This window comes from Ruegeria sp. CDSB086, assembly GCF_059611065.1.
In genome coordinates this window covers 280,177-304,031 of sequence record NZ_JBXWOV010000007.1, presented here as the reverse complement: position 1 = coordinate 304,031, position 23,855 = coordinate 280,177, and the positions used below count along the sequence as shown (strand labels likewise).

General features: G+C 55.9%; 22 protein-coding genes and 1 tRNA gene. 13 read left to right on the top strand and 10 right to left on the bottom strand.

All coding sequences use genetic code 11. From position 1 onward, the window contains the following. Positions 1-463 precede the first annotated feature (463 nt). The 4 genes from AC2FIO_RS16525 to AC2FIO_RS16510 all read left to right on the top strand — a co-directional run bounded on the left by AC2FIO_RS16525 (position 464) and on the right by AC2FIO_RS16510 (position 4,381). Positions 464-1,219: a 5-oxoprolinase subunit B family protein gene (locus tag AC2FIO_RS16525; RefSeq protein ID WP_496698979.1), complete on the top strand. Its 756-nt coding sequence runs from the start codon at positions 464-466 to the stop codon at positions 1,217-1,219. Beyond that, positions 1,216-2,214 carry a 5-oxoprolinase subunit C family protein gene (locus tag AC2FIO_RS16520; RefSeq protein WP_496698977.1) on the top strand — a complete coding sequence of 333 codons (999 nt, stop codon included), beginning with the start codon at positions 1,216-1,218 and terminating at the stop codon, positions 2,212-2,214. The genes AC2FIO_RS16525 and AC2FIO_RS16520 overlap by 4 nt, the downstream gene beginning before the upstream one ends. A gap of 12 nt (positions 2,215-2,226) precedes the next feature. Then, positions 2,227-2,988, top strand: coding sequence for a LamB/YcsF family protein (locus AC2FIO_RS16515; protein ID WP_496698975.1), 762 nt, complete (start codon positions 2,227-2,229; stop codon positions 2,986-2,988). Between the two features lie 145 nt (positions 2,989-3,133). Further along, a complete protein-coding gene (locus AC2FIO_RS16510; RefSeq protein WP_496698973.1) occupies positions 3,134-4,381 on the top strand; it encodes a hypothetical protein in 1,248 nt (415 codons plus the stop codon). Between the two features lie 59 nt (positions 4,382-4,440). On the opposite strand, the gene AC2FIO_RS16505 is transcribed toward AC2FIO_RS16510, so the two are convergent. Together AC2FIO_RS16505 and AC2FIO_RS16500 are read right to left on the bottom strand one after the other, a co-directional pair. Further along, positions 4,441-5,826, bottom strand: coding sequence for a D-alanyl-D-alanine carboxypeptidase family protein (locus AC2FIO_RS16505; RefSeq protein ID WP_058271959.1), 1,386 nt, complete (start codon positions 5,824-5,826; stop codon positions 4,441-4,443). Between the two features lie 281 nt (positions 5,827-6,107). Next, positions 6,108-6,809: an HAD family hydrolase gene (locus AC2FIO_RS16500; protein WP_108862207.1), complete on the bottom strand. Its 702-nt coding sequence runs from the start codon at positions 6,807-6,809 to the stop codon at positions 6,108-6,110. A gap of 91 nt (positions 6,810-6,900) precedes the next feature. Between AC2FIO_RS16500 and clpS the strand changes: the two genes are divergently transcribed. The 4 genes from clpS to hemF are packed head-to-tail and all read left to right on the top strand — an operon-like array spanning position 6,901 to position 9,968. Then, positions 6,901-7,242, top strand: a complete 342-nt coding sequence (clpS, locus tag AC2FIO_RS16495) for an ATP-dependent Clp protease adapter ClpS (RefSeq protein ID WP_058271961.1) — start codon at positions 6,901-6,903, stop codon at positions 7,240-7,242. Between the two features lie 32 nt (positions 7,243-7,274). Beyond that, positions 7,275-8,240 carry a class I SAM-dependent methyltransferase gene (locus AC2FIO_RS16490; protein ID WP_282169698.1) on the top strand — a complete coding sequence of 322 codons (966 nt, stop codon included), beginning with the start codon at positions 7,275-7,277 and terminating at the stop codon, positions 8,238-8,240. Positions 8,241-8,277: 37 nt separating this feature from the next. After that, positions 8,278-9,078, top strand: a complete 801-nt coding sequence (locus AC2FIO_RS16485) for an SDR family NAD(P)-dependent oxidoreductase (protein ID WP_058271963.1) — start codon at positions 8,278-8,280, stop codon at positions 9,076-9,078. A 5-nt stretch (positions 9,079-9,083) separates the two neighbouring features. After that, positions 9,084-9,968 carry an oxygen-dependent coproporphyrinogen oxidase gene (gene hemF, locus AC2FIO_RS16480; protein WP_496698969.1) on the top strand — a complete coding sequence of 295 codons (885 nt, stop codon included), beginning with the start codon at positions 9,084-9,086 and terminating at the stop codon, positions 9,966-9,968. 4 nt (positions 9,969-9,972) lie between these two features. Here hemF and AC2FIO_RS16475 read toward each other — a convergent pair whose 3' ends face one another. Continuing rightward, entirely contained in the window at positions 9,973-10,269 is a 297-nt protein-coding gene (locus AC2FIO_RS16475; RefSeq protein ID WP_496698967.1) for a hypothetical protein, read from the bottom strand. Between the two features lie 294 nt (positions 10,270-10,563). Between AC2FIO_RS16475 and AC2FIO_RS16470 the strand changes: the two genes are divergently transcribed. Both AC2FIO_RS16470 and AC2FIO_RS16465 read left to right on the top strand, forming a co-directional pair. Beyond that, positions 10,564-11,076, top strand: a complete 513-nt coding sequence (locus tag AC2FIO_RS16470; protein WP_496698965.1) for a toxin-activating lysine-acyltransferase — start codon at positions 10,564-10,566, stop codon at positions 11,074-11,076. 1 nt (position 11,077) lies between these two features. Then, positions 11,078-11,983, top strand: a complete 906-nt coding sequence (locus tag AC2FIO_RS16465) for a Hint domain-containing protein (protein ID WP_496698963.1) — start codon at positions 11,078-11,080, stop codon at positions 11,981-11,983. On the opposite strand, the gene modC is transcribed toward AC2FIO_RS16465, so the two are convergent. The 3 genes from modC to modA are packed head-to-tail and all read right to left on the bottom strand — an operon-like array spanning position 11,980 to position 14,544. Then, positions 11,980-13,077 carry a molybdenum ABC transporter ATP-binding protein gene (gene modC / locus AC2FIO_RS16460; protein WP_496698961.1) on the bottom strand — a complete coding sequence of 366 codons (1,098 nt, stop codon included), beginning with the start codon at positions 13,075-13,077 and terminating at the stop codon, positions 11,980-11,982. The two genes, AC2FIO_RS16465 and modC, sit on opposite strands and share 4 nt — an antisense overlap. After that, the gene (modB, locus tag AC2FIO_RS16455; protein WP_058278495.1) at positions 13,074-13,766 is read right to left on the bottom strand and encodes a molybdate ABC transporter permease subunit; all 693 of its coding nucleotides are present in this window, start codon (positions 13,764-13,766) and stop codon (positions 13,074-13,076) included. Before modB ends, modC begins: the two co-directional genes overlap by 4 nt. A gap of 4 nt (positions 13,767-13,770) precedes the next feature. Then, complete coding sequence (modA, locus tag AC2FIO_RS16450; RefSeq protein WP_496698985.1) at positions 13,771-14,544, bottom strand: molybdate ABC transporter substrate-binding protein; 774 nt, start codon at positions 14,542-14,544, stop codon at positions 13,771-13,773. Between the two features lie 262 nt (positions 14,545-14,806). On the opposite strand from modA, the gene AC2FIO_RS16445 reads away from it, so the two are divergent. Continuing rightward, positions 14,807-14,882, top strand: a tRNA-Val gene (locus tag AC2FIO_RS16445). A 134-nt stretch (positions 14,883-15,016) separates the two neighbouring features. Here AC2FIO_RS16445 and AC2FIO_RS16440 read toward each other — a convergent pair. From AC2FIO_RS16440 to AC2FIO_RS16425, 4 genes are all read right to left on the bottom strand, one after another. Beyond that, positions 15,017-16,867 (bottom strand): amidohydrolase family protein, encoded by a 1,851-nt coding sequence (locus AC2FIO_RS16440; RefSeq protein ID WP_496698959.1) that lies wholly within the window; start codon positions 16,865-16,867, stop codon positions 15,017-15,019. 69 nt (positions 16,868-16,936) lie between these two features. Further along, positions 16,937-18,115, bottom strand: a complete 1,179-nt coding sequence (locus AC2FIO_RS16435) for a carbohydrate porin (RefSeq protein ID WP_496698957.1) — start codon at positions 18,113-18,115, stop codon at positions 16,937-16,939. Continuing rightward, positions 18,112-18,816, bottom strand: coding sequence for a DUF3299 domain-containing protein (locus tag AC2FIO_RS16430; protein WP_496698955.1), 705 nt, complete (start codon positions 18,814-18,816; stop codon positions 18,112-18,114). Before AC2FIO_RS16430 ends, AC2FIO_RS16435 begins: the two co-directional genes overlap by 4 nt. Positions 18,817-18,902: 86 nt before the next feature. Next, positions 18,903-20,315, bottom strand: a complete 1,413-nt coding sequence (locus tag AC2FIO_RS16425; protein WP_496698953.1) for a metal-dependent hydrolase family protein — start codon at positions 20,313-20,315, stop codon at positions 18,903-18,905. Between the two features lie 127 nt (positions 20,316-20,442). Between AC2FIO_RS16425 and AC2FIO_RS16420 the strand changes: the two genes are divergently transcribed. Then, the gene (locus AC2FIO_RS16420; RefSeq protein ID WP_496698952.1) at positions 20,443-21,447 is read left to right on the top strand and encodes an AraC family transcriptional regulator; all 1,005 of its coding nucleotides are present in this window, start codon (positions 20,443-20,445) and stop codon (positions 21,445-21,447) included. 613 nt (positions 21,448-22,060) lie between these two features. Next, positions 22,061-23,848 carry an FAD-dependent oxidoreductase gene (locus tag AC2FIO_RS16415; RefSeq protein ID WP_282169709.1) on the top strand — a complete coding sequence of 596 codons (1,788 nt, stop codon included), beginning with the start codon at positions 22,061-22,063 and terminating at the stop codon, positions 23,846-23,848. Positions 23,849-23,855 lie beyond the last annotated feature (7 nt).

The window sequence follows — 23,855 nt, the reverse complement described above, 5'->3', positions numbered from 1 at the left end:
CGTCTCCACCGTCTCTCCGATGCGTCCGGCCGTCTCTCCGACCCGTCAGCGCCGCCTCAGCAGCGCCGGTGAAGGGGGTTCTAAGTATAACCGCATAAGTCCGCAAGCAGAAAATGACCTCCTGGGCGAATTTTTTCCATTTTTCTACTTATTTGTTTTTTATCAATATCTTAAGTTGTATCATACACCCCTTCGAACGGCGATCTCATCAGTTGAAATACAAGTCGGACCTACACCTGCCTGCGCCTCCAGTAATCGTACCCCTATATATAGACAGGGCGCCCCATCACACCACAAGACTCAATCGAGTCGGAAGCGATTCAATGAGTCGGAACCGGCCTAAAAAACGGTGCTAGTACTCAATTCAGGTATGGAATCCGCGCGTGTCTACCTACGCCGGGCTTGCGCATTGGCCCGGGATGATGTGTGGTCGCCTCTGTAAGATGCCCGGGTTAGCCGTGAAATGACCACCGATACAGCCGACATGTTTCCACGCATAAATACCGTAGGCTATGACGGCCTTCTTGTTTCCTTTGCCGATGCCATGGCCGAACCCTCGAACCGGGCGGCGCTGGCCTTTAGGGGCGCAATCGACGCGGCATCCTGGGACGGTGTTGTCGAAACCTCTGCATCCCTTGCATCGGCCTATCTGAGGTTCGATCCCGACAAACTGCCTCGCACTGAAATCCAGGATAAAGTGCGACACCTACTTGCCCAGCAAAATTGGTTTGAGGCACCACTGCCTGTCGGTCGCAGGTTGTGGCGGGTCCCCACAGTTTATGGGGGCAAGCTTGCTCCGCAACTGGACGAGGCAGCGTCGGCGGCGGGGTTGGATTCCATGGAAGCCGTTCGGCGGCTGAGCGACACAAAGGTACGCGTATTAACCATTGGCTTTGCACCGGGGCAGCCGTATCTTGGTCCGCTTGGTCCTGAGTTTAATATTCCACGTCTGAAGGAACTGACTCCTATGGTCCCAGAGGGGGCCTTGGTAATGGCAATTTCCCAATTCGTACTGTTCTCGGGCCCCACTCCGACCGGTTGGCGGCACGTGGGCCAAACCGCATTTCGCTGCTTTCGCCCTGACGCACCGCAGAGCTTTGCGTTGAAGCCAGGGGATGAAATGCAGTTCCTGTCCGTTTCGCGCGACGAACTGGAAACCATCCGCGCCAACAACTCGGACGGCTCAGGCGGGGCCACCTGCGAGGAGATCGCGGGATGAGTCTGATTGTTCATCGCATTGGCCCGGCCTGCACCATACAAGACCAGGGTCGTGTCGGGTATCTGGATCAGGGGCTGTCCCGATCCGGCGCCGCCGACCAACTGGCCCTGCACGAGGGCGCAGCGTTGCTGCGTCAAAGCCCGGGACTTGCCGCTTTGGAAATGGCTGGAATGGGTGGCGAGTTCGAGGCAGCGCAATCTCTCGGCATCGCTCTGACAGGTGCTCCGATGCAAGCCAGCATTGATGGCGCACCTGTGGTCTGGAATGCGTCGCACCAGATGGAAGCCGGGCAGCGGCTGGTGATTGGTGCTGCGACGCGCGGGACCTATGGCTACCTGCATGTCAGCGGTGGGATCGCGTCCGAAGCCTTTCTGGGATCACGCTCAGCGCATTTGACCGCCAAGATCGGAAGCACCATTCAGACCGGAGATACATTGCCTGTCGCCGACGGATCAGGCGTGACGGGCATGAAACTCAACCCGGATGATCGCTTCTCGGGTGGCGTTCTACGCGTGATCGCCAGCTTTCAGACTCCCCTGTTTGATCAGGAAACGTTGGACCGCTTTGTGCAATCCGAGTTTCGGCGTGGCAGTCGGGCCAACCGAATGGGGATGCAGTTGGATAGCGAGGGCGAAGGTTTCGCGGCCCAGGGTCAGCTGAACATTCTGTCCGAGGTCATTACCCCCGGTGACATACAGATGACCGGAACAGGCAGCCCATTTATCCTGTTGCCTGAATGTCAGACCACCGGAGGTTATCCCCGTATCGCGACGGTTCTACCCTGTGACCTACCGCGCGCGGCACAAACCCCGGCGGGTGGGCAGATCAAGTTCGAATTCGTGTCACTGGACGAGGCCACAGCCCTGCAAACCGCCCACAAAGCCGAACTTGCCCGGCTACCTATGCGGGTCGAACCGCTGGTCCGCGATCCGCATGACATCCCGGACCTCTTGTCCTACCAATTGATCGGCGGAATGATCTCTGCCACCGACTAAGGAGTATCACCCATGCCAAGCGTCGATCTGAATGCCGATATGGGCGAAAGCTATGGCCCATGGAATATGGGCGATGATGAAAGTCTTCTGAAAATCATCACATCCGCCAATATCGCCTGCGGTTTTCACGCCGGTGACCCGGATGTGATGGCCAAGACGATGACCTTGGCCGCCGAAAACGGCGTTGGGATCGGCGCGCATCCCGGCTTCCCCGATCTCCAAGGATTTGGCCGCCGCAACATGAAAGTGCCCCATGCCAGCCTGCGCAATTTGGTTCGGTATCAACTGGGGGCGGCAATCGGAATGGCCAAGGCCGTTGGCACCGAAGTGCGGCACCTGAAACTGCACGGGGCGTTGGCCAACATGTGCTCGGTCGATATCGACATGGCCCGAGCCTGTTATCAGGGCGCGCTGGATGTCGATCCGGACATCATCATCATGGTTTTGGCCGTTACCAAACAAGAAGAAGCCGTGCGCGAACTGGGGTGCAAGTGGGTCGGCGAGATCTTTGCGGACCGGGCCTATAACGACGACGGAACCCTTGTCGACCGCAGCATGCCCGGCGCGGTTATTCATGACCCCGAAATTGCTGGACCGCGCATCCTGAACATGGTGCGCGAAGGTGCCGTCATCACCGAAAGCGGCCAGCGGCTAGAGACATCCATCGACACGATCTGCTTGCATGGCGATGGCCCAACCGCAGTACAAATCGCCCGTTCGGTTCGCACATCCCTGATCGACGGCGGGGTCGATGTGACAAAATTCATGCGATAGAAAGAAGGGCGTAAGCCTGACGATCTATCCTCTGACTGTTGCCTGTATGGAATACAGACCCTAGCATGCCCGACAAGTGCATGTTCTGAATACCACAATTCCAAGCAACGCCATGCCGAACCGGTATAGGCAAGGAGGTTGGCCAATGTCTTTCGATCTGATGAATTACGAACCGCGCGGCGACAAAAAGAACTCAGAGTTCTTTCACCAATATTTGCCGATGATCTACGAACGCCGCAAAAGCTCGGGCGTGGCTGATCAGGTCGGGGCGATGCAGGCGATCGTCATTCAGGTCGAACCGGACGCGATGTTCGACACGCTGATCGAGCTTTATGTCATGACACCCTACCGACATACGGCCAGCTATCTGGGTCAGACGCACAAATTTGCGGTGTTGCATTCGCACTCCGACTATCCTGCGATTATCGTCATGGCGCCACTAAGCCCGACATTCGAAGACTTTATTCCGCGCATCAACCGTATGTACCCGCTGGCCCGCAACACCCCCCAGACCCGCTATGTCGGAGAGGTTTATGGCGCCACGGACCTCAAGACCCTGACCAAAACGCTTGAAGATCAGAACATCAGGTTTGAGTACAAGGGAGACACCGAAAACCCGTTCTACACTTCGGACGGGTTCAGATTTACGTCGCCGTCCGATTTCACCTGTAACAGGGTTGGCTACTCATCCCTGGATTTCAACGACACCGACAGCCTTGGTCTGGGTGACCGGATATTGCTGAGCAATGACGAACAGGCGCGGCTGGATCAGGCGGCGGCATTCGGGGTCGACAGCAAAATCGCGCCTTTGATGCTGGGGGTCGACCACCTTGCAACACGCATTCTAGCCGGCGAGCGTGAGGACGCCATCCTCGAGTTTCTGACCATGGTGCCCTATTACTTTTGGGGCGCGTACAACATCTTTGAGATGAATTCCTCGACCAACGTGAACCGGAACGCGAATGTCGACGATGACAAGAAATCCCCCGCCAAGGTCTTCACCGCAAACAACACGCCCTCCTTCGTCAATTCCTTTGAACAGCTGCCGATGCCAACCGAGGATTTCGTTCGGAACTTTGGCCGTCGCCTGCACCACATGGCAATCGAGATTCATGACGGCGACCACGGCGCGGGTGAAAAGAACGTCGATTTTGTGGTCAACACACTCAAGGATGAAGGGGTGCCGTTCCTGGCCCATGTGGTGGGCGAGTGTAAGGATGATCCGAACCTCAAACAGATCTTCTCAAAGCATTCGAAGTACACGCTGTTGATCACCGAGTATATCGAACGTTGCCACCACTATGACGGGTTCTTTACCAAGGATAACGTTGCCGCCCTGACCGCTGCGGCGGGTCAGGATGAACAATACGAACACGGCCACGTCTTCGACTGACAAAAAAAGGCTGCGAGTTTCCTCGCAGCCCAGATCCATTCAGGAGAGTATGTCGGGCCTTATGACGGCCCGATCATGAAACAAGTCACATTCCGGGCCTGCAACCGGCGGCAGGCCAGATCGGCCTGTTCGCGGGTCATGCCCTGAAATGTCGCGTCGAAGCCGCGCGAGCTTTGGTTCACCTTGCGCAGCGTGCCTTCCAGAGTGGTCATTTCCGACAGGGCCGTTTTCAGCAAAATCTTTTCCGCCTCATATCGGGTGGTATAACGGCCAACGTTCACGCCCCATAGCCGTCCGCCCGATGTTGACAGTCGGGTCACGATCTCTTGCTCGGGTTCGGGCTGCACTGCCGGATCGGTCGAGGCCAGTACCAGGTCAGCCGGGCGCGCAGCGGGACGGGGTGCGTCACCATCACCAGAGGGCTGAATGTCGGCGGCCGCGATTGCTGCGGCGATACCATCCTTGATGCGCGTGCCATTTTTGGCAGCCGTCTCAGCCACAGCGCCAGCAACCTGAACTGCGGCACCCGGTCCGGGGCGCAGAACGGGGCGCAGACTGGATTTTGGCGCGATAGTCAGGGCCGCGACTGTCGCTCCCAATCCTGCGTTTCCGGCATAGGTCGGGCGCGCCGGCTTGCGGATCGGGGCGCGCGAGGGGGCGCGGCGGAAGCCCATATCCAGCAATTCGGCCACTTTGGCGTTCCGCGATGCGCCGGATTTACCGCCAAAGACAGTTGCTATGATGCGTTCGTCCTTGCGCTTGGCCGATGCAACCAGGTTAAAGCCCGCAGCCCGCGTGTATCCGGTCTTGATCCCGTCCGCGCCTTTATAGGCCGCCAACAGGCGACGGTTCGTGTTTGGAACCGTCTTGATCCCCGCATGCGTGGATTGACGTGAGAACAGGTTGTAATACTGCGGATAATCATAAAGCAGGTGGCGACCCAACGTGGTCATATCCCGCGCGGTCGACAAATGACCTGATTCCGTCAGGCCATGTGCGTTCTTGAACGTTGTGCGGCTCATACCCATGGCCTTGGCCGTGCGCGTCATGCGACGGGCGAATGCTGCTTCGGATCCACTGATCGCGATGCCAATCGCCGTGGCCGCATCATTGGCGGACTTCACGGCAGCCGCCCGGATCAGATATCGGAACGCAATGGTTTGTCCGGTGCGAAGACCCAGCTTCGAGGGGGGTTCAGAAGAGGCCTTTTTTGTAATCCGAACGGGCGTGTCCAAGGTGATCTCACCATTCCGCACCGCCTCGAATGCAATGTAGAGTGTCATCATCTTGGTCAGAGAGGCCGGATGCAGTCGGGTGTCAGCATTGCGCGAATGCAGAACCTCGCCTGTCCGGGCGTCGATGACCATCGCCGCATATGGTGCCGCAAATCCCTGCAACGGCGCGAAGGAGAGCAGCCACAAGAATGCTATAAGAAATAAGCCCATCCGGGCCGGAACTGTCCGCCGAACCTGCACGATCTTTGCCTCTGTCTACCTCAGGCCGCCGGGTTTTCCCGGTCAGCGTTAATTATTTTTTATTGCCTACAAGGCTAACACAGAGACCCAATGAAATAAACCGAAAGCGTGCAAATTCGCTGTTTTGTTAAGCGTCCGAATCGGCACTACATGTAGACGCGCGCAGCCCGCAACCTACCACATCCACACAAATTGAACGCCTTAGCGTAATTCCCGCCCCGTTTTTTGAAAACTGAGACCAATTGGCAACATCAACTTAGGCGCTGAACCAGATCGGCAAGTTCGCCCAAATCCCGCATCTCGCGATAGCGCGGATTGCCCGCAGGGGTTTCGGCCTTTTCGATCTCCCAAACCAACCCATGGGGCACATAGACGCCCCAACACCCGGCCTGAATTGGGGCAACGACATCGGACCGCATCGAATTGCCTACCATCATTGCAGATTCGGGCCCGTCACCATGCCGCGCAAAGATATCGCGGTAGGTTTGTGCTGACTTTTCGGACACGATTTCGACCTCGTCGAACAACTCTCCCAGACCGGATTGCGCCAGCTTTCTCTCTTGATCGATCAGGTCGCCCTTGGTGATCAGAATCACCTTATGCGTATCAGTCACCGCTTCGATGGCCTCGCGCGCGTGGGGCAAAAGCTCGATCGGGTGGGCCAGCATGTCCTGCCCCGCTTCGACCAACTGGCGGATAACCGAGGCTGGAACACGGTCGTCGGTCACTTCGATTGCGGTTTCGATCATCGACAGGGTGAAGCCTTTGATTCCGTAGCCGTAGTGCCGGATATTGCGTTTTTCCGCAGCAAGCAGCCGATCCAACAGGTGATCGCGATCAGCGTGATCGGCCAGCAATTCCGTGAAATGGGTCTGCGTCAGTTTAAAAAACCGCTCGTTGTGCCAAAGCGTGTCGTCGGCGTCGAACCCAATTGTGGTCAGCGCTTTTTCCATTTCGATTACGTCCTGCTGGCTCTTTTCTCTGGCCCCATGCACGTTATATAACCGATCAGACAAACCGAAGCCTGAATCGGACAAAGGCGCAATGACTGAACACAAATGGATGATGTCTGACCAACCGGACAACGACGATGATCCGTCGCTGTTGGTGCAGACGCGCCCTAAGACCAAGCGTCCGCCGTTGTACAAAGTACTGCTGCTAAACGACGACTACACGCCGATGGAATTCGTGGTGCATGTGCTGGAGCGTTTCTTTGGCATGACCCATGCCGAGGCGTTTGAAATCATGTTGATCGTCCACAAGAAAGGCGTCGCCGTGGTTGGCGTGTTCAGCCATGAGATCGCCGAAACCAAAGTGGGCCAGGTCATGGACTTTGCCCGCAGGCACCAGCACCCCCTGCAATGCACAATGGAACGGGAAGAGTAAGGCCACCTTAGCCTTCTCTCTCATATTTGCCGATGTCCCCTCGTCTTGATCTTGCCATGCAAAGCGGCCTTGAGCTGTCGCAACCACTCAGCGTGCTTGGACCGACATCCGACAGCGATCTGTCGGCCCTGCCGCGTGAAACGCAGGTTGTGCAGCCATTCAAACCGTTTCACGACCACTTTGCCGGACAGGGCTTTGCCGCCGTCCCGGAAGCCCACGACCCTTGCCAGGATGCCATCGTGATCATGCCCCGCGCCAAGGCGTTGGCGCGCAGCATGGTGCATCAGGCCTGTCAGCGGGCCAGCGGACTGATTGTCATAGACGGTGCCAAAACCGACGGCGTCGATAGTCTGCTGAAAGACATCCGCAAACGCGTTGACGTCGAAGGGCCCATCGCCAAGGCGCATGGCAAGATCTTCTGGTTCCAATCCGCACCCGAGGCTTTTGCCGACTGGGCCGCCCCGAACAATCAGACAGTCGATGGCTTTCAGACCGCGCCCGGTGTGTTCTCGGCTGATGGGATTGACCCTGCCTCGGCCCTGCTGCTGGGCGCATTACCCGAAAAGCTGGGTGCAAGGATCGCTGATTTGGGCGCTGGCTGGGGGTATCTCGCAGCCGGTGTGCTAAAGGCCGCCAATCCGCGCGCGTTACATCTTGTCGAGGCTGACCAGATCGCCCTTACCTGCGCACGCGTCAATTTGGCCAAGACCTGCGCGCAGTTCCACTGGGCCGACGCCGTCGCGTGGAACGCGCCAGAACCGTTGGACACGGTGATCATGAACCCTCCGTTCCACACATCGCGCGCCGCCGACCCTGAGCTGGGTCAGGGCTTTATCAAATCCGCAGCTCGAAACCTGACCCGGAGCGGCAATCTGTGGATGGTCGCAAATCGCCACCTGCCCTACGAGGTCACGCTGGCCGAGAATTTCGTACAGGTTCAAGAGGTGTCCGGCGACAATCGGTTCAAGGTGTTTCACGCCTCTCGCCCTCGACGGTGATCCCGGTTAACCTCTGCCGCAAATCAGGAGACAACGCATGTCCTTTTCCATAGCCGGCAAGACCGCCATTGTCACAGGCAGCGCCAATGGTGTCGGACTGGCCATCGGGCGCCACTTTGCGGATGCCGGGGCCAATGTCATGTTCGCCGACATGGACGAAAAACGGCTGTCCGACGAGCTTGGCGAACAGGCCGATGACAGCAACATCCGGTTTTTTGCTGGCGACCTGCGGGAAAAGCTGACCATCGCGAACCTGCTGTCTGCCACGCTTGATGCGTTTGATCAGGTGGACATCCTGATCAATGGCGCGCGCCAGGTGATCCCGTCCGATCCACTGGACGCGGACGACGATTCCGTACGCATGCTGCTCAATCAGAACCTGATGCCCTCGCTGCGCCTAAGCCAGGCGGTCGCCAAACGCATGATAAAACAAGCAGGTGACACTGACGAAGGCCCCGCCGGGTCGATCATCAACCTGTCTTCAATCGCGGCGCGACGCACCCACCCTGATCTGATGGCATATTCCGTATCCACCGCCGCGTTGGATCAAATGACACGTTCATTGGCCGTTGCCCTTGCCCCGAAACGGATCCGCGTTAATTCCATCGCGCTGGGATCGGTCATGAGCGCCTCGCTGCAGTCCACGCTCAAGGAAAATCGGGATTTTCGCAACGATATCGAGAGACATACGCCCTTGGCCCGGATCGCAGCCCCGAACGAACTGACCGAAACGGCACAGTTCCTGGCCTCGGATGCAGCCGGCTTCATCACCGGACAAATTCTGACAATTGATGGCGGCCGCACCTTGCTGGACCCCGTCGCAGCCCCGGCTCATTAATCCCTATGTTCGATACCGAAAAATCAACCGCCGCCGCGTGGTTCCGCCAATTGCGCGATGAGATTGTCGCCGCGTTTGAGGCACTTGAAGACACCCACAACTCTGGCCCTTTTGCAGACGCAGCACCTGGCCGGTTCGAGGTCAAGGAAACCAAACGCCAATCCGAGGACGGCAGCGATGCGGGCGGCGGGTTGATGTCCGTGATGCGTGGCGGGCGAGTCTTTGAAAAGGTCGGCGTCAATGTCTCGACCGTATACGGCACTTTGGGTGCGCGAGCGCAACAGGCCATGGCGGCGCGTAAGGGGATTCCGGGGATGGCCGAAGATCCGCGTTTCTGGGCGTCGGGAATTTCTCTGGTCGCGCATATGCAAAACCCGCATGTACCGGCCGTTCATATGAACACCCGCATGTTCTGGACCCCGCACGCATGGTGGTTCGGCGGCGGTTCGGACCTGAATCCCTGCATCGAATATGATGAGGACACAGCGCATTTTCATGCCACCCAAAAGGCGCATCTGGATCCACATGGTCCCGGCCATTACCCTCGCCTGAAAGACTGGGCTGATGAGTATTTCTATATCCCTCACCGCAAGCGCGCCCGAGGCGTAGGCGGGATATTCATGGATGACTATTGCACCGGAGACTGGGCCGCAGATTTCGCGCTGACCCAGGATATCGGTCGCGCGTTCCTGCCTGCTTTCCTGCCATTGGTGGAAAAGCGCCGAGTCCAGGGTTTTGACGAAGCGGCCAAAGACACGCAACTGGTGCATCGGGGCCTTTATGCCGAATACAACCTCGTCTACGACCGGGGCACAAAATTCGGGCTGGAAACCGGCCATGACCCGGATGCGGTGTTGATGAGCCTTCCTCCAATGGCAAAATGGGCCTGATAGATTAGCGGAACCCAAAATCCAGGAAGTTGTCAAAGCAATAGCCCTGCGCGGACCCCGCCGACATGTTCTCACCCACACGTTTTACGGTAATCGAATATCCCGGCGTGGTATCGACACCATCGGGTGGGGTGAGTGAAAACTGCACCGTGCGCACGCCTTTTTCGTAGGCCCGAACTATATAGATACGCTGGGTTGCTTTTGTTCTCAGGCTGCGAATAGCAAAGTCGCCTATCCCGCACCAATACGCGACCGGGGCCGAAGACCCACTGACGGCGACCTCGTAAACACCGTTGTTCATAGGAGTGACTGTGGTTTTAAAACCCGGGTAAGCGCCGATTCCGATCCCAATTCCCTGTGCAAATAAAGGCGACACCGCAAATGTTGCCAGGGCCGCTATTTTCAAAACTCGCATAATGGCAATTCCTGTTTCGAAACACTTATTCAAGATCATACCGGACACGTGGTCCGAGTAAAGCGGCACCATTTTCGGGAATTCGGCCGACAGGACCCCGACACAGCACATACAGGCAAATCAGTATCATTTTTGATTATAAGCAATTAGGATCAAGGCATATATTGGCTGGGGTTTGTTTTGAGCAAAGCGTTTCCAAATGACTGGTTTGATATCCCGTCCGAAAAATACGCGGATTTCGGCGCCATGTTCTATCTTGCATCGCTGACCAATACACACAGGCCGCGCACCCTCGGGCAGGTGCTCTATGCTTTTGAAACGCCTTTTCGGCTGAACCAGTACCACATTTTCCGGCAGAACGGTTTCCCACGCGGGTTTGTGACCTTCGCCGGCCTCAGCCCCGAAGCCGAGCGTCGGTACGCCATTCAGGAAAAACCGCTGAAAGATACGGACTTTGCCAGCGGCACGTCCTTCTGGATCGTCGACCTTGTGGCCCCGTTTGGACAGACCAACCAGATCGTCGAAATACTGAAAAAAGAAATCCCCCACCCTCGGGTCCGAACCAATCGGATGGACAGCGACCTGACCCGAAATCGCATCGTGGAGTGGACCCGCGACGACGCGGGGGACGTACACATGAAGGTTTACCGGAAGAAAGAATTTCGTGAGGTCCTGAAAATGGAGAGGTCTTGAAATGGTATCGATAGTAGGGACAACAACTGGCTTTGTAACCGGAGACCCTCCAAATGTGGCAACCGGAGATTTGGGTCTGGACGGCTTTCCGCTGTCGCAAAACTGGACCATATCTCAACAACCGTTGCTGGGTGTCGCATCCATTGATCCCAATACCGGCGAGTGGACCTATACGGTCAACCAAAGCGATTTTGACGATATCCCGTTTGGAGATATCGTCACCGATACCTTCACCGTGCAAGTCACCGGGCTTGAAATTGACAGTTCCCTGAATATCGCTCCCTACAACCTGACCCAGGTTATCACCATCACTCTTGAAGGCGTGTGCTTTACTGCAGGCACGTTGATCCAGGCCGAAAGTGGCAGTCGAATGATAGAAACCCTGAGCGTTGGCGACAATGTGATGACTGTAGATCGCGGGCTGCAACCGATCCGGTGGGTGGAAAGCAGCGCCTTATCGCCGGACCGATTGCGAGACAATCCGGCCATGCGCCCGGTTCGGATCAAAGCTGGCAGCCTTGGCGCAGGACGGCCCGAACGCGATCTGCTGGTATCACAGCAACACCGCATTCTGGTCAGCGGACCAAAGGTCGAGCTTTTGTTCGGCGCGCCCGACGCGCTGGTTGCGGCCAAGCACCTTTGTTCCTGGCCAGGTATCGCGATTGACACCTCGGATGACCCGGTCGAGTATTTTCACATCCTGCTGGATAGCCACGAAATACTGACAGCCGAGGGCGCACTGGCTGAAAGCCTCTATCTCGGCGAAGAATCCCTGTACACTCTGTCCTCGGACGCATTGCAGGAGCTCGCCGCCATTTTCCCGGACACAGCCATGCCGAATGGGCTAGGATTCGGCCGAGCAGCCCGCCTGATCCTGCGAGAATTCGAAGCCCGCGCGCTGGCTTAGACCCCGCGCAAGTGCCCACCCACGTCTTGCGGTGCCAGTGCGACCGTTTTGATGACCGCAAAACAGGGTTTGCCCGGTTCCAATCCCAACGCTTCGACGGAACGGCGAGTAACCCGGGCCAAAACAGAACCCGCGGGTGTTCTTACGGACACAATAGCACCCGGCCCTTCGCCCGCGCGGATCGTGTCGACCGTACCTTCCAGAACATTTAAAGCCGAAAGACCCTCGGGGCGTTTGCTGGACAGAATAACCTCTTGCGCGGGAATGCGGATTCGCAGTTCTTCCGCAATTTGCAGGGGTACCCGGGGCAGAAACAAAGACGACCCGCCTGCGTCCAACTCAGTCAGCCCGTCCGAATGATGTTTGACGACCCGAACCTGCAACACTGCACCGACAGCCCGCACACCAGCCGGTGCGACTGACGGATCGGCTAATACTTCGGAGGCAGGGCCATGCCGCAGGACCTTGCCCTCTTGCAACGCGACAACCGACGTCGCCAAACGCGCAACTTCCGCGGCCGAGTGTGTGACGTACAAAATTGGTACTGAAACCTCATCCCGCAGCCGTTCAATATAAGGCAATATCTCAGCCTTTCGCGCGTCGTCCAATGCGGCCAGAGGCTCATCCGCAAGGATCAACCGTGGACTGGCCAGAAGAGCGCGGCCAATGGCAACGCGCTGCTTTTCCCCGCCGGACAACCCCGAGGGGCGCCGGTTCAACAGGTGCCCGATCCCCAGCATTTCGATCACTTTGTCCGGGCTTTCGCGGCGCGCACCCTTGGGCGCGAACCATTTTCCGTAGAACAGGTTCTGGCGCACAGTGAGATGTGGGAAAAGACGACCTTCCTGAAAGATATAGCCCAGCCGCCTTTTGTGCGGCGGCAACCAAAGGCCTTGCGCGGTGTCAAATAGCTCCCACTCGTCTACAGCAACCCGACCGGCCATGGGTTTCACCAAACCGGCGACTGCATTTACGATGGTTGTCTTTCCAGACCCGGACCGCCCAAACAGAACCGTCACACCGGGTGGGGCATCAAAACTCAGATCCAGCTTGAGGTCAGGCAGATCGTGCTGCAGGCGAACGGACAGGCTCATGATCCGGCCACCCGCGCCGCAACGCGCCGCCCAATGAACTCGGACAACAGCAGCGCGCTCATGGCAACCACGATCGAGATCACCACCAAACGGGTGGCCGCAGCTTCGCCACCCGGAACTTGCAGGAAGGCATAGACCGCTGACGGCAGGGTTTGCGTCTGACCGGGGATGTTCGACACAAAGGTAATCGTTGCCCCGAACTCTCCCATCGCTTTGGCAAAGGCCAGTATTGCACCGGCGATGACGCCGGGCAGGATCATCGGAAGGGTCACCGTGGCAAACACAAACAGACGTGATGCACCCAGTGTGGCCCCGGCCTGTTCCAGTTTGGGGTCCACAGCTTCGATCGACAGGCGTATGGCCCTCACCATCAGCGGAAATGCCATGATACCCGCGGCAAGGGCAGCCCCGGTCCAACGAAACGCCACGACAATTCCGATCTCTGCCAGCAACTTGCCCAGCGGCCCCTGAATTCCAAATGTCAGAAGAAGCAGATAGCCGGTCACCACCGGCGGCAGGATCAACGGCAGATGCACCAGCCCATTCAAGACCTGCCGACCCGGAAACCGCCAACGTGCCAGCGCGTAGGCAACGAATATGCCCAACGGCAATGTCACCAGTGTTGCCCAAAACGACACACGTAGCGACAACTTCAGCGCCTCAAGCTCTGCAGGTCCCAACCACCCCATACCGCTATCCGTTCGGCAGGGTGAAACCCTGCTTTTCAAAAACAGCCCGCGCGGCCTGAGATTGCAGGTGATTCAGAAACACCCGCGCGGATTCAGCACCGGCAGCCGTCAGAGCCGCCGGGTAGATGATGGGCGGATGCAGGTCGGGCGAAAATTCGGCGATGACACGAACCCGTCCCTCGACCTGCGCGTCGGATCGGTAAACGATCCCCATTGGGGCAGCACCTGTGGCAACAAGTGCAAGGGCTGCGCGCACGCTATCCGTCTGGGCGATCTGACCCTGAATGCCCTGCCACAGCCCCAGGCTTTCCAACGCCGCCTTTCCGTAGACCCCAGCCGGCACGGCATCAACCAGCGCCATGGCCAGATATCCACCGTCCAGTGCGGAGCCCAAAGCGACCCCGGGCCGCATTTCGCCAATGTCAGCCCCTTCGCTCCCAGCGACCAGAACCAGGCCATTGCCCAGCAAATCTACACGAGTTGTGGGGTCAATTAGGCCCTGATCTTGCAGCACATTCATCCAATCAACGTTGGCGGAAATGAACAGGTCTGCCGGGGCACCCAACTGAATCTGGCGCGCCAGAACGGACGAGGCCGCGTAAGATACAGTTATGCCCTGCCCAGTTTCCTGCTCAAATTCAGATGCCACCTCATCAAGCGCAGTCTTGAGGCTGGCCGCAGCAAACACCAAAGTCCCCTCTGCCCCCGCGCGAAGCGGGGCCAGCGTCAAAGCGCCCAGAACCAGGGCCGCAATCAGAACTCGGCGCGCGTGGGACAGGATCGGTTTTCTCCCGCCTGGAAAGTTGCAGTTCCTTTGGGGATATCTGAGGCGGCAGGTGACACGCAAGCGCCTTTGCAATCGCCCACGACGTAGAACGCAAAACGACAGGCCCCTCACAATCGAAACGACCCCGCAACACGAGGCACGGCGAATTTCCCGCCCGATTGAATTGTCAGTGGCTAACAAATCAGATTCTGGGAAAGAAATTCTGCCAGACCCTCTTGCACCCGGGCGCAGGCTTAGCTAAATGCACCGTCACGGGTGATTAGCTCAGTTGGTAGAGCGCTTCGTTTACACCGAAGATGTCGGGAGTTCGAGTCTCTCATCACCCACCATCCTTTCCTCGCAATGTATCAAAGTCTTACGCGAATAGCACCTTTTGCTGTGCCACCCGTGGAACTGTGTTCGCTGCGCATCGTCTTTGCATTCTGGTAGGTAGTTTGCTCTGTGTTTCTCTATTGGCTCGAGTTTATTGCCCCCCAGCTTTAGACAACATAGCCTTCGCATAATCACGTTTTGCTGTTGCGCGGTCCTCAAAGCGAGCATGCACAACGCAAAAGAAAAGGGCGCCGTCATCTCGGCCGTTGCGAGGCGTAAACCAATCAAAGGGGTCGGTGGGCTCTATCGATGCAATCTGATTGGTTGGTGTAGCAAAAGGTGCGACACTGGCTTCACTATTTGTAATATCATCGAGCAGCGTTGGACGGGCCGTGCCGGTATCCGGTGTGAGAATACCCATGATCTGCTCGCGACCAGCCGGAACGAAACGCACGCTCTCCTCGACTGGAAACCGGATCGGCTGTCCGGCATAAACATCTCGCTGCACTTCACTGTTCTTAACAACAAGGGATCCGTTAACGAGCACATACGGAATGCCTTCCGACGGAAGACCTTGCTGACCGAGAGTATAGTTCGCCTTTTCGGTCACAGTCTCCGGATCAAAAATCGTGATGTCCGCGACCATGCCTTCTTGCATTCGCCCACGCACCTGCATTGCCCGCAAGCCCGTGTCACCTAATCGCTTCGCATGGATGTAACTTAGCTGAGTGAGTGTGAGCATAAGCGGCACATTCGCTTCGCGCGCCAGTCTCAAGACAAGCGCGTGGCTGCCTGCTGACCGAGGATGCCCCGCATAGTCTTCATAGGGGGCATCCCAACTCATCAGATTGCCCTCGATATCCAGCCCGGCCATACCGTCGCCCGAGATACCATAGCCTGCGATGGTGATCCAATCATTCAGCCATTGCTCCCTTGGCGGGCTAAAAACAATTGCCGTCCGTCCCGGTTCATTCTCAGCGAAGCTCAAAAACTCGTCTTTTGTCACGAAGCGATCGAGCTGGGGGTCAAAGATGGTGTCTTCGTATTTGTACCCCATCGAACCTTCCCAATTTTCAGGGGCGATGATCGAGGCTCCGTAGTTTCCCGATCCGGCGGTCCAAGGATAGTAACTGGACCAGACATTGTAGCCTTGATCGCGGGCCATTTGGAGTTTTTCCTGATTTTCCCACCAGCCATAGTCATTGTCATGGTGTATGTGGAGCGGTGCGCCAAGCACCATCGCGTTGACCAAGATTTCATTTACACCCGTCTGTGTTTCTGTCGGTGTAGAAGCACTGGGATGAAATCGGTGATGGACGGAAGTCAGTCTACCGTAACGCGCCGCAGCCCGCTGCGCTTCGAACATCTCATAGGTGGTAATACCTTCGCGGGCGTAGCCGATGGTCGATCCCACACCGAGTGCTCCAAGACGTAGTCCCTCATCCAACTGGGCAGTGATTTCGTTCATCTGCTCGCGGTTGCTTGGAACAGAAGACCACCCCTCGACGCCATCTTCCACGGATTGTGCCCGCAGTGCGAAGAAGTTCCGGAAGTCTATATCCCCACCTTCAAGCACGAGGCCGTCATGAACCCGCATCCGTGCGAATTCTTGCCCAACGACCGTGCCATAGTTTGCCTGTGTTGCGCCTTCGCGCGCACTATACCATTCGTCGATGTTCGCTGCCCCAACCTCAAAATCCATTTGAGTCGTCACGCCATCACGAAGGTTTACCTTGATACCCCAAGGGTCCAGCCCGTGCTGCTCGAGATCGATAAACCCGGGGGCAACAACGTGCCCTGTTGCGTCGATGGACTCGCTACCATTAATTTCTTCGTCAGTAATTGCAGTGATCCAGCCGTTGCTTATTCCCACGTTAGCGATCTGATCGAACCCGGTTTCCGGGTCCATTACCCGACCGTTGAGAATGACAACGTCGTAAGTCTGCGCGAAACACAAAGTCGAACACACAGACAACGTGCATGCCAGAAACAAGGTACGCATGGATAGATCCTCTCTTTTGTCGACAAAACTGAGTGTTTTGTTGTTTTTGGCGTCTGCTTTGGACTCACACTAGAAAACGATCCGGGTTCTTAGGCCGAACAGCGTAATACGGTCCTGAGTGGGGTCCTGCAGCGGGTCAGAAATGAACTGCAGTGACGGCGTGATCTGCAGTCCGGGCGAGATTGAAAAACGGTAGAATGCTTCGAGCGTGAATTGGTCACCGTCTATACCTCTTGCCTCAGCCCAGTTCAGGCCCAGCCCGGCCAGATCAGTATTGCGACCGTAATATCCCAAACCTGCAGAGATGGACCGATCGTAAAGCGCCGCTGTTCCTTTTGAGGCCCCTGCCCGAAAGAATGGCATCCATTTATTGCCAACAAACCATGCCGCTGAAAATGCAGCCCCATAGTCTTCAGGGCGGCTGCCATCGTCGGCCGCATCCGCATGCCAGAGGGTCAGATGGATATTGTCGAAATAGATGCGGTCAAACCCGGAGGTGTAGCCGAGTTCGAGCGATTTAAAGAGATTGCCGTCGCTAAACACATCAAAGTTTGGATCAGACGGGTCGGCGTTTGCGTCTGAGACGCTCGCAACAGCGTAGAAGTTTTCGCTCAGCTTTACCCCACCGGCAATGCCAAGACCTTGGTTGGGCGTGTTAATTGTCGGATTGGTATTAAAAGACAGGTTTTGGAAACCACTGTAAGGGCTGACCAACCCATAGATATCCACAAAGTCTGTTACATCAATCTGCCCGACTTGCAGCGTCCACGCGCCGTTCTCGGCCCTTTGGGTCCAGAACAGGTTGGTCAGCAGTAAACCATTATCGTTGAAGGCCGTCCCTGTGATCGAAAGGGCTCCACCATCTAGCCCAAGGAATTGCGGGGCAACATTGGTATAACTGTGCCGGTCTTCGATCTTGAATGTCAGAGACCCCCGTTCAGTCGCCTGCCAACTGCCATAGAACCGCGCAATTCCACTGGAAGCTTCGCCCTCCCCCAGATTCGCGTTCGTGGTTTGGCCCAACGCCAAATAGTCCACGTTGAACCGAAACCCTCCCTCAGCCAGTCGATCTTTCCACTGAAACCAACCCGGAGCGATATTGCGTGGAAAATCGGAACGGTATTGCGGATCGGTTAGCCCATCTCCGGGCTTTAGATCAGCTTCAACCGAAGATGGCCCGGATAGTCCCTGAGCCGACGCTGCGCCAGCAAAGACAATACTCAGTGCGACAACGAGAAATCTTATCATTCAGACGCCTTTGCCCCGCCGGTCTTGCGATGGCCCGCCGCTCGGATGCGATCAGCAGCACGTTGCTTCCATTCCAGCCCGTGTGCTTCAGTTTCCAGAGTTTCGACACGTTCCGTCTCTAACTGGAAAGTCGCTTTCATAGGCACGAGGCCGTCCACAACCATCATATTCTGAACAGAAGGATCGATAGTCAGCGTGCCCGTCAGCCGAACGGGTTCGTGGTAGTAGCTGGGCGCCCAGTCGCCATTCAGCCGCACACGTATCATCTGGTTGGGCGGAGGTGGCGGCATGTGACTGCACATCCCTCGTTCTGGCACCAAATATGCCACAGACTGACCGTCCGGATCACCCGGAGCAGGAATGGCAAAGCCCGCGAGTGTGATTGTTTGACCGTCGAATTTTGGATTTCCGTTTGTTCCTGCCTTTCTTCGCCGTTCTTTCACAATCTCTCTTTGATCGAGCAACCAATCGACATCAACGTCAACTCCCGCCAAGGCATCCTCGGTTTCGGTCAGAAGCTCCTGCCATTTCAGTCTTTCTTCCGCGCTGCCAGCGTCTTGCTGCAGTCTGCCACGCATCCGCACAACGAAAAGGACGTCGTCGAACTGTTCGGGGCTTAGGTCCCGATAGGGATCTTCATATACCTGCACAGATGGGTCTGGAAGATCGACCCAGTCCAGCGCTGTTCCTGGCGTTGCCATGGCGGAATGACCGTAACAGACCAAACCCGCGAGCAAGATGGAGCGAAACCAAAAGAACATGAATACTCTCCGGTCGAGTTTTGGAGTCAATTCAGTGTATTTTTGTATATCATACCGTCCTTCATTATCAGCCGGATCGTTTCAGGGCTTTCCGGTCTCGGATCGGCACCAAACCACTGATCACCAGTTCCCACAACTGAGAAGTCTTCTAGTGGGTTACCGTCGATCAGCAGGATGTCCGCATAGGCTCCTTCCTCAATCACACCCAGATTGCCCTCGGGATAGGGGTTCATGAATGGTCCGGACAAAGCGGCGATTTCACCGCCAGTAGATGTCATTGCGACCAACGAGGCGTGAGAGCCAAAGAACTCATTATTGAGATGTTTTTCATAGGCAATTTGAATATTGCAGGCGGCTACAGAACCTACGCAATCCGTGTGAAACCCTCTTTTAGCTGGGCACTCATTCATGTTTTTTATGTAGTCGCCAAAAGCCTGCGTAGCTGACTGTGCCTTTCGTAAGCTGGCTGGGACATCTCGAATGGCAGGAATATCGAAGAGATTTGGATCAAATGCGGTGAGATTGGTCGTGATGTAGGCTCCTTTCTCTTCCATCAGCGCTGATATTTCACAATCAAACATGAACCCGTGTTCAATTGATCGCACACCAGCATTCAGTGCCGCCATGATCGTTTCCTTGCGGTAGGAATGGGCCATGACGTAGCTTTCGTATTCGTTGGCAACCTGCACGGCCGCTTCTAACTCTGCCGTCGATCCTGCCAATAACTGCCACGGGTCAAACACTGAAACTACACCGCCTGATTGCATGTACTTCAGTTGTGTTGCTCCCATCCGGAAGTTGTTACGAGCAAACTTGTACATGTCAGAGACGCTGTCGACTTCTTGGGCCATATTCAGACGGCTGAAGTTCGAAGACTGGCCAACAGGCGCCGTAAAGTTGGCGAAATCAGCATGGCCACCACGCGTACTTAGAAAAGCAGCCGCAGGGTAGAAACGCGGCCCGGCAATGGTCCCGGTGTCGATTGCGCGGCGAAGACCTCCATTAGCGCCACCTGCATCTCTTACGGTGGTAAAGCCTTGCATTAAGTACATCTCAGCCATTTGAGTGCCGTGAATCGCGAGGTCTTCCCAAGTGCTGTTGGCTTCCATTGCGGGCAACGTGGGTCCTGGCAGCATCAGGTGTGCATGATTTTCGATGAAGCCGGGGGTCAGTGTCCTCCCTTCTCCATCAATGACCGTAGCGTCGGGGGCATCGATTGCGTCGGTTGATACGGCCTTAATCAGATTGCCCTCGACCAATACGCTGGCATTCTCGATACGCTGTTCATTCACGCCATCGAAGATGTGCACGTTGGTAAACAACGTTTGGGGTTCTTCTTGATCCTGAGCCTGCGCGGACGCTGAAAAAGCAAGACCTGCAGCGACAATTACCGTCGAGCAAAGCGACATTCGTAGACCGGACATAAGTACTCCCTTCATATTCATGTTTTGCCAACTGTAGTCCGGAAAACCTTGCCTCGGTTGCCACTTTTGAATTGGCGTGTTCGAATGTAATCGTAAAAGTGGCCACCAATCAAAACTACTAATCATCACAAGGGTGACGAACTTGCCTTTCAACTCCACCTCTCAAGAGCATAGCGAGGGCTTTATTCGCCTCTCCTTAGCCGCTCCGTTTCTGCAATATCTCACCGAACGTAAAATCAATCCGCAACCAGCATTGGATCAGGTCGGCTTGAAAGCTGAACTGTTGTCTGACCCATCTGTGTTCGTTCACTCAGAGCTGGTCTACGGTTTGGTGAATGCCTTCTCAGAAGTATCAGGAGATCGATACCTAGGACTGAATGTAGGTGAGGTGTTTGACCTACAAGGATGGCCGCCCTTCGCTCAAGCCTTGCAATCTACAAAAACGCTATACGAGTTTTTTACCCGCTTTGTTGGGCTCGTACCGCAGGAGTCCAATTCTGTGCGGCACAGCCTTGTGATTGAAGCAGGCAAGGCGACTTATCGTATCGAGAGGCAACAGGAACCAACTGTCCCACCCATTCAGGTGACCGGTTTTGGTGCCGCAATCTATGTACGCCTATTGCAGACCGTCGTCGGAGATTCCTGGGATCCTTCCCGCGTGCGATGGGAAAGCAGATACATCAATGGGCTGCCTATCGACTATAAAGGGATCGAGGTTGGCCTTGGGACTGATCCTGGAATGCAAATTAGTTTTCCTGTGGAATGGTTGTTTTTGCACCATGTCTCTGAGGGCTCTGCCAAGCCCATAGCTTCACCTCAACAAGAGGAAGAAGTAACCGTGGTGGCAGCTTTGCGCTCTGTCTTACGCGACAAACTAGATGAAACCAACTTGGGGCCAGAGATGGTGGCTGGAATGCTGGGAATACGCCCAGAACGGTTTCTGAAAGCGCTTCAGCAACAAGGCACAACGCTGCCCCGTGAAATCAAACGGTTGCGTGTCGATGTCGCCAAAGAGCACCTCAAAGCAGACCAGATGACAATTGCGGAGATTGGTCTGATGCTCGGCTATTCCGACAAGTCCCATTTCACTCGCTTTTTCCGAGGTCAAACCGGAATGACACCGACCAATTTCCGCCTCGGCGTATAGTTACGTTGCGAATACTTGGACTGCTTCTCCACTACACACCAAGTGGGGGCCGACAAGGATTTGCAAGACACTTTTTGGAGCCACTATCTAAGGATCACAGAGGGACAATTGACCCATTGCCCCTGCGGCGGTGCATGCAGCGCTTCGCTTACACCGAAGATGTCGGGAGTTCGAGTCTCTCATCACCCACCATTCTCTCCCTACAATGTACCAAGGACCTACGCGACTGGCACCTAGTGTTGTGCTGCGCGTGAAACTGCGTCAGCTACGCCTTGGCTGCCCTGAAACGAAAAAGATGTCTCCGACACAGGAGATTTGGGCCATGGCAACAATCCCAAAGCGCCCGGCCTACGCAGACCAGGGTCAGGACCCGCGGGACACTTTTCGGATTGCTGCAACATGTATCAAAGGGCTTCGTGAGAGGTTTGCCCGTTGCGCGCGCCGTGTGGTCTTGCGAAATTGTAAAACCGCTCTCCTTCGTCCTGCGGATCATTTTCCTGCAACACTCTGAAATAGTTTCCTTTGATGCCCCAAGCAGCGTAACCTTAGATAAGTTTTGACGGCGCCGGTCTGGGTTTGCAGGCTTGTGACGCAGAAAACCGAGGGAGTGAGCATGCATAAGGTAACTATCGTCGGGGCCGGGATCGCCGGGCTCACCGCAGCTCTTCGTTTGTTGGAGCGGGGATACCACGTCACGCTGTATGAGCAGGACAATTTCATTGGTGGAATGTTGCGGTCCCATAAGGAGCACGACCACGGCGATTATCCGCGCGAACATAGCTATCACATGCTGTGCAATTGGTATTACAACTTCTGGTCGGTCGCAGAAGACCTGGGAATTGAAGACAACTTCACACCACGCGAAGCCTTCAAGTTCCTCTATGACGGTGATCTCGACAACATGCCCGAAATGGTGAACCCCGGCGGCATTCAGGATTTTTACCGCAACCTCACCGGTGGCGCAGCGCCGCCTGCTGAACTCTTCCTGTTCATGTATTCGATGGTCGATCTGCTTTCGATCCCGGACAGTGAAGATGACAAGCTTGACCGGATGTCGTTCAACGGCTGGCTGCGCGGGCGGCCCTATTGCACCGATGTTGTGGCGAAGCTTCATGAGAAGATCTGGCAAACCGTGTGGGCGATTGACAGCTGGCAAGCTTCGGCGCGCAGCTACAAAACCTTCCTGAAGTACGGCAACCGCGTTCCGGTTCCGCAGCTTTGGCTGTTTGATGGGTCCAAGAAAGAAACTCTGATTGATCCCTTCCACAAAAAGCTCGATCAGTTCGGAGACCGGTTTGAGCTCAAGTACCGCCACCGAATTCGCGAAGTGCATCCCAACGCAGACGGCACTCGGATCGAACGGCTGGTGTTTGACAAGGTAACCAAATCGCCATCAGTTAACCCCAAATGGGGGATCGCAAAGAAAGACATCGAAGTGGATGTCAGCGATCAGAATGTGATCATCAGCATCACCCCCGGTGCGATGGCCTCAATGGTAACTGATGATCTCTACAACGCCGATCCGGATCTTGGGCAGCTGAGATACCTGGAGGCCGAGCCGATGGCGTCGGTCGAGCTTTATCTCAAGCGGAAACTGCCCGGCATCCCTTCGGATGTGGTGGTGTTCATGGATACACCCTATGAGATGACGTTCCTCAACTACTCGGCGACGTGGGGCCTCAAAAACACCTTCCTTTATGTGACAGTTTCGGATTTCAAATCGCTTCTGTCTGTAAAACCCGAACGCCGGGACGAAAACCAGAACCTCATTCTAGATCTCAAAAATCCCAAAACCGCAATCGACTATATTCTGCGAGAAATCACTGCCAAGTTAGAGATAACCGAGGCGGATATCGATCTGTTCCAGACTTCGGTCGATACAAATACTGGCGAAGAGCTTTTCGCCAATCTCACCGGCAGCTGGGAACATCGCCCCGAGGTCAACACCAAGTTCGAGAACCTGTTTCTTGCCGGGACTTACGTCAGGAATTTCGCGGATGTCTCGACTGTCGAAGGCGCTTGTGCAACTGGGTTGATCGCGGCCGAAGGCGTACGTCAGGCCGCGCAGAGAGAACCAGACAAAGGCGATGCGGGTAAACCAGTGGAAGTGATCACACCCGATTTTTATCCCAGCCAGATGTTTCAGACCCTCAAGATCGCCTGGGCACCCTATGCCGCCAGTGCGAAAGCCTGGACGCTTGCGGACAAGGCGCTGGGGATTAATAAGCTATGGCCGCCGAAGGACTTCAAGTTTCCGAAGTCGAAATTCACACCGAATCCCGAGGACCTTGGTTCACTGTTTACGGATTGGCTGCCTGCAAGTAAGTGGAACGAAAAGACTTTGGGCCTGGGTCCAATGTTCTGGAACTATACAGAAGACGGCAAGCCCCGTAAAAAGTAACCAAGAA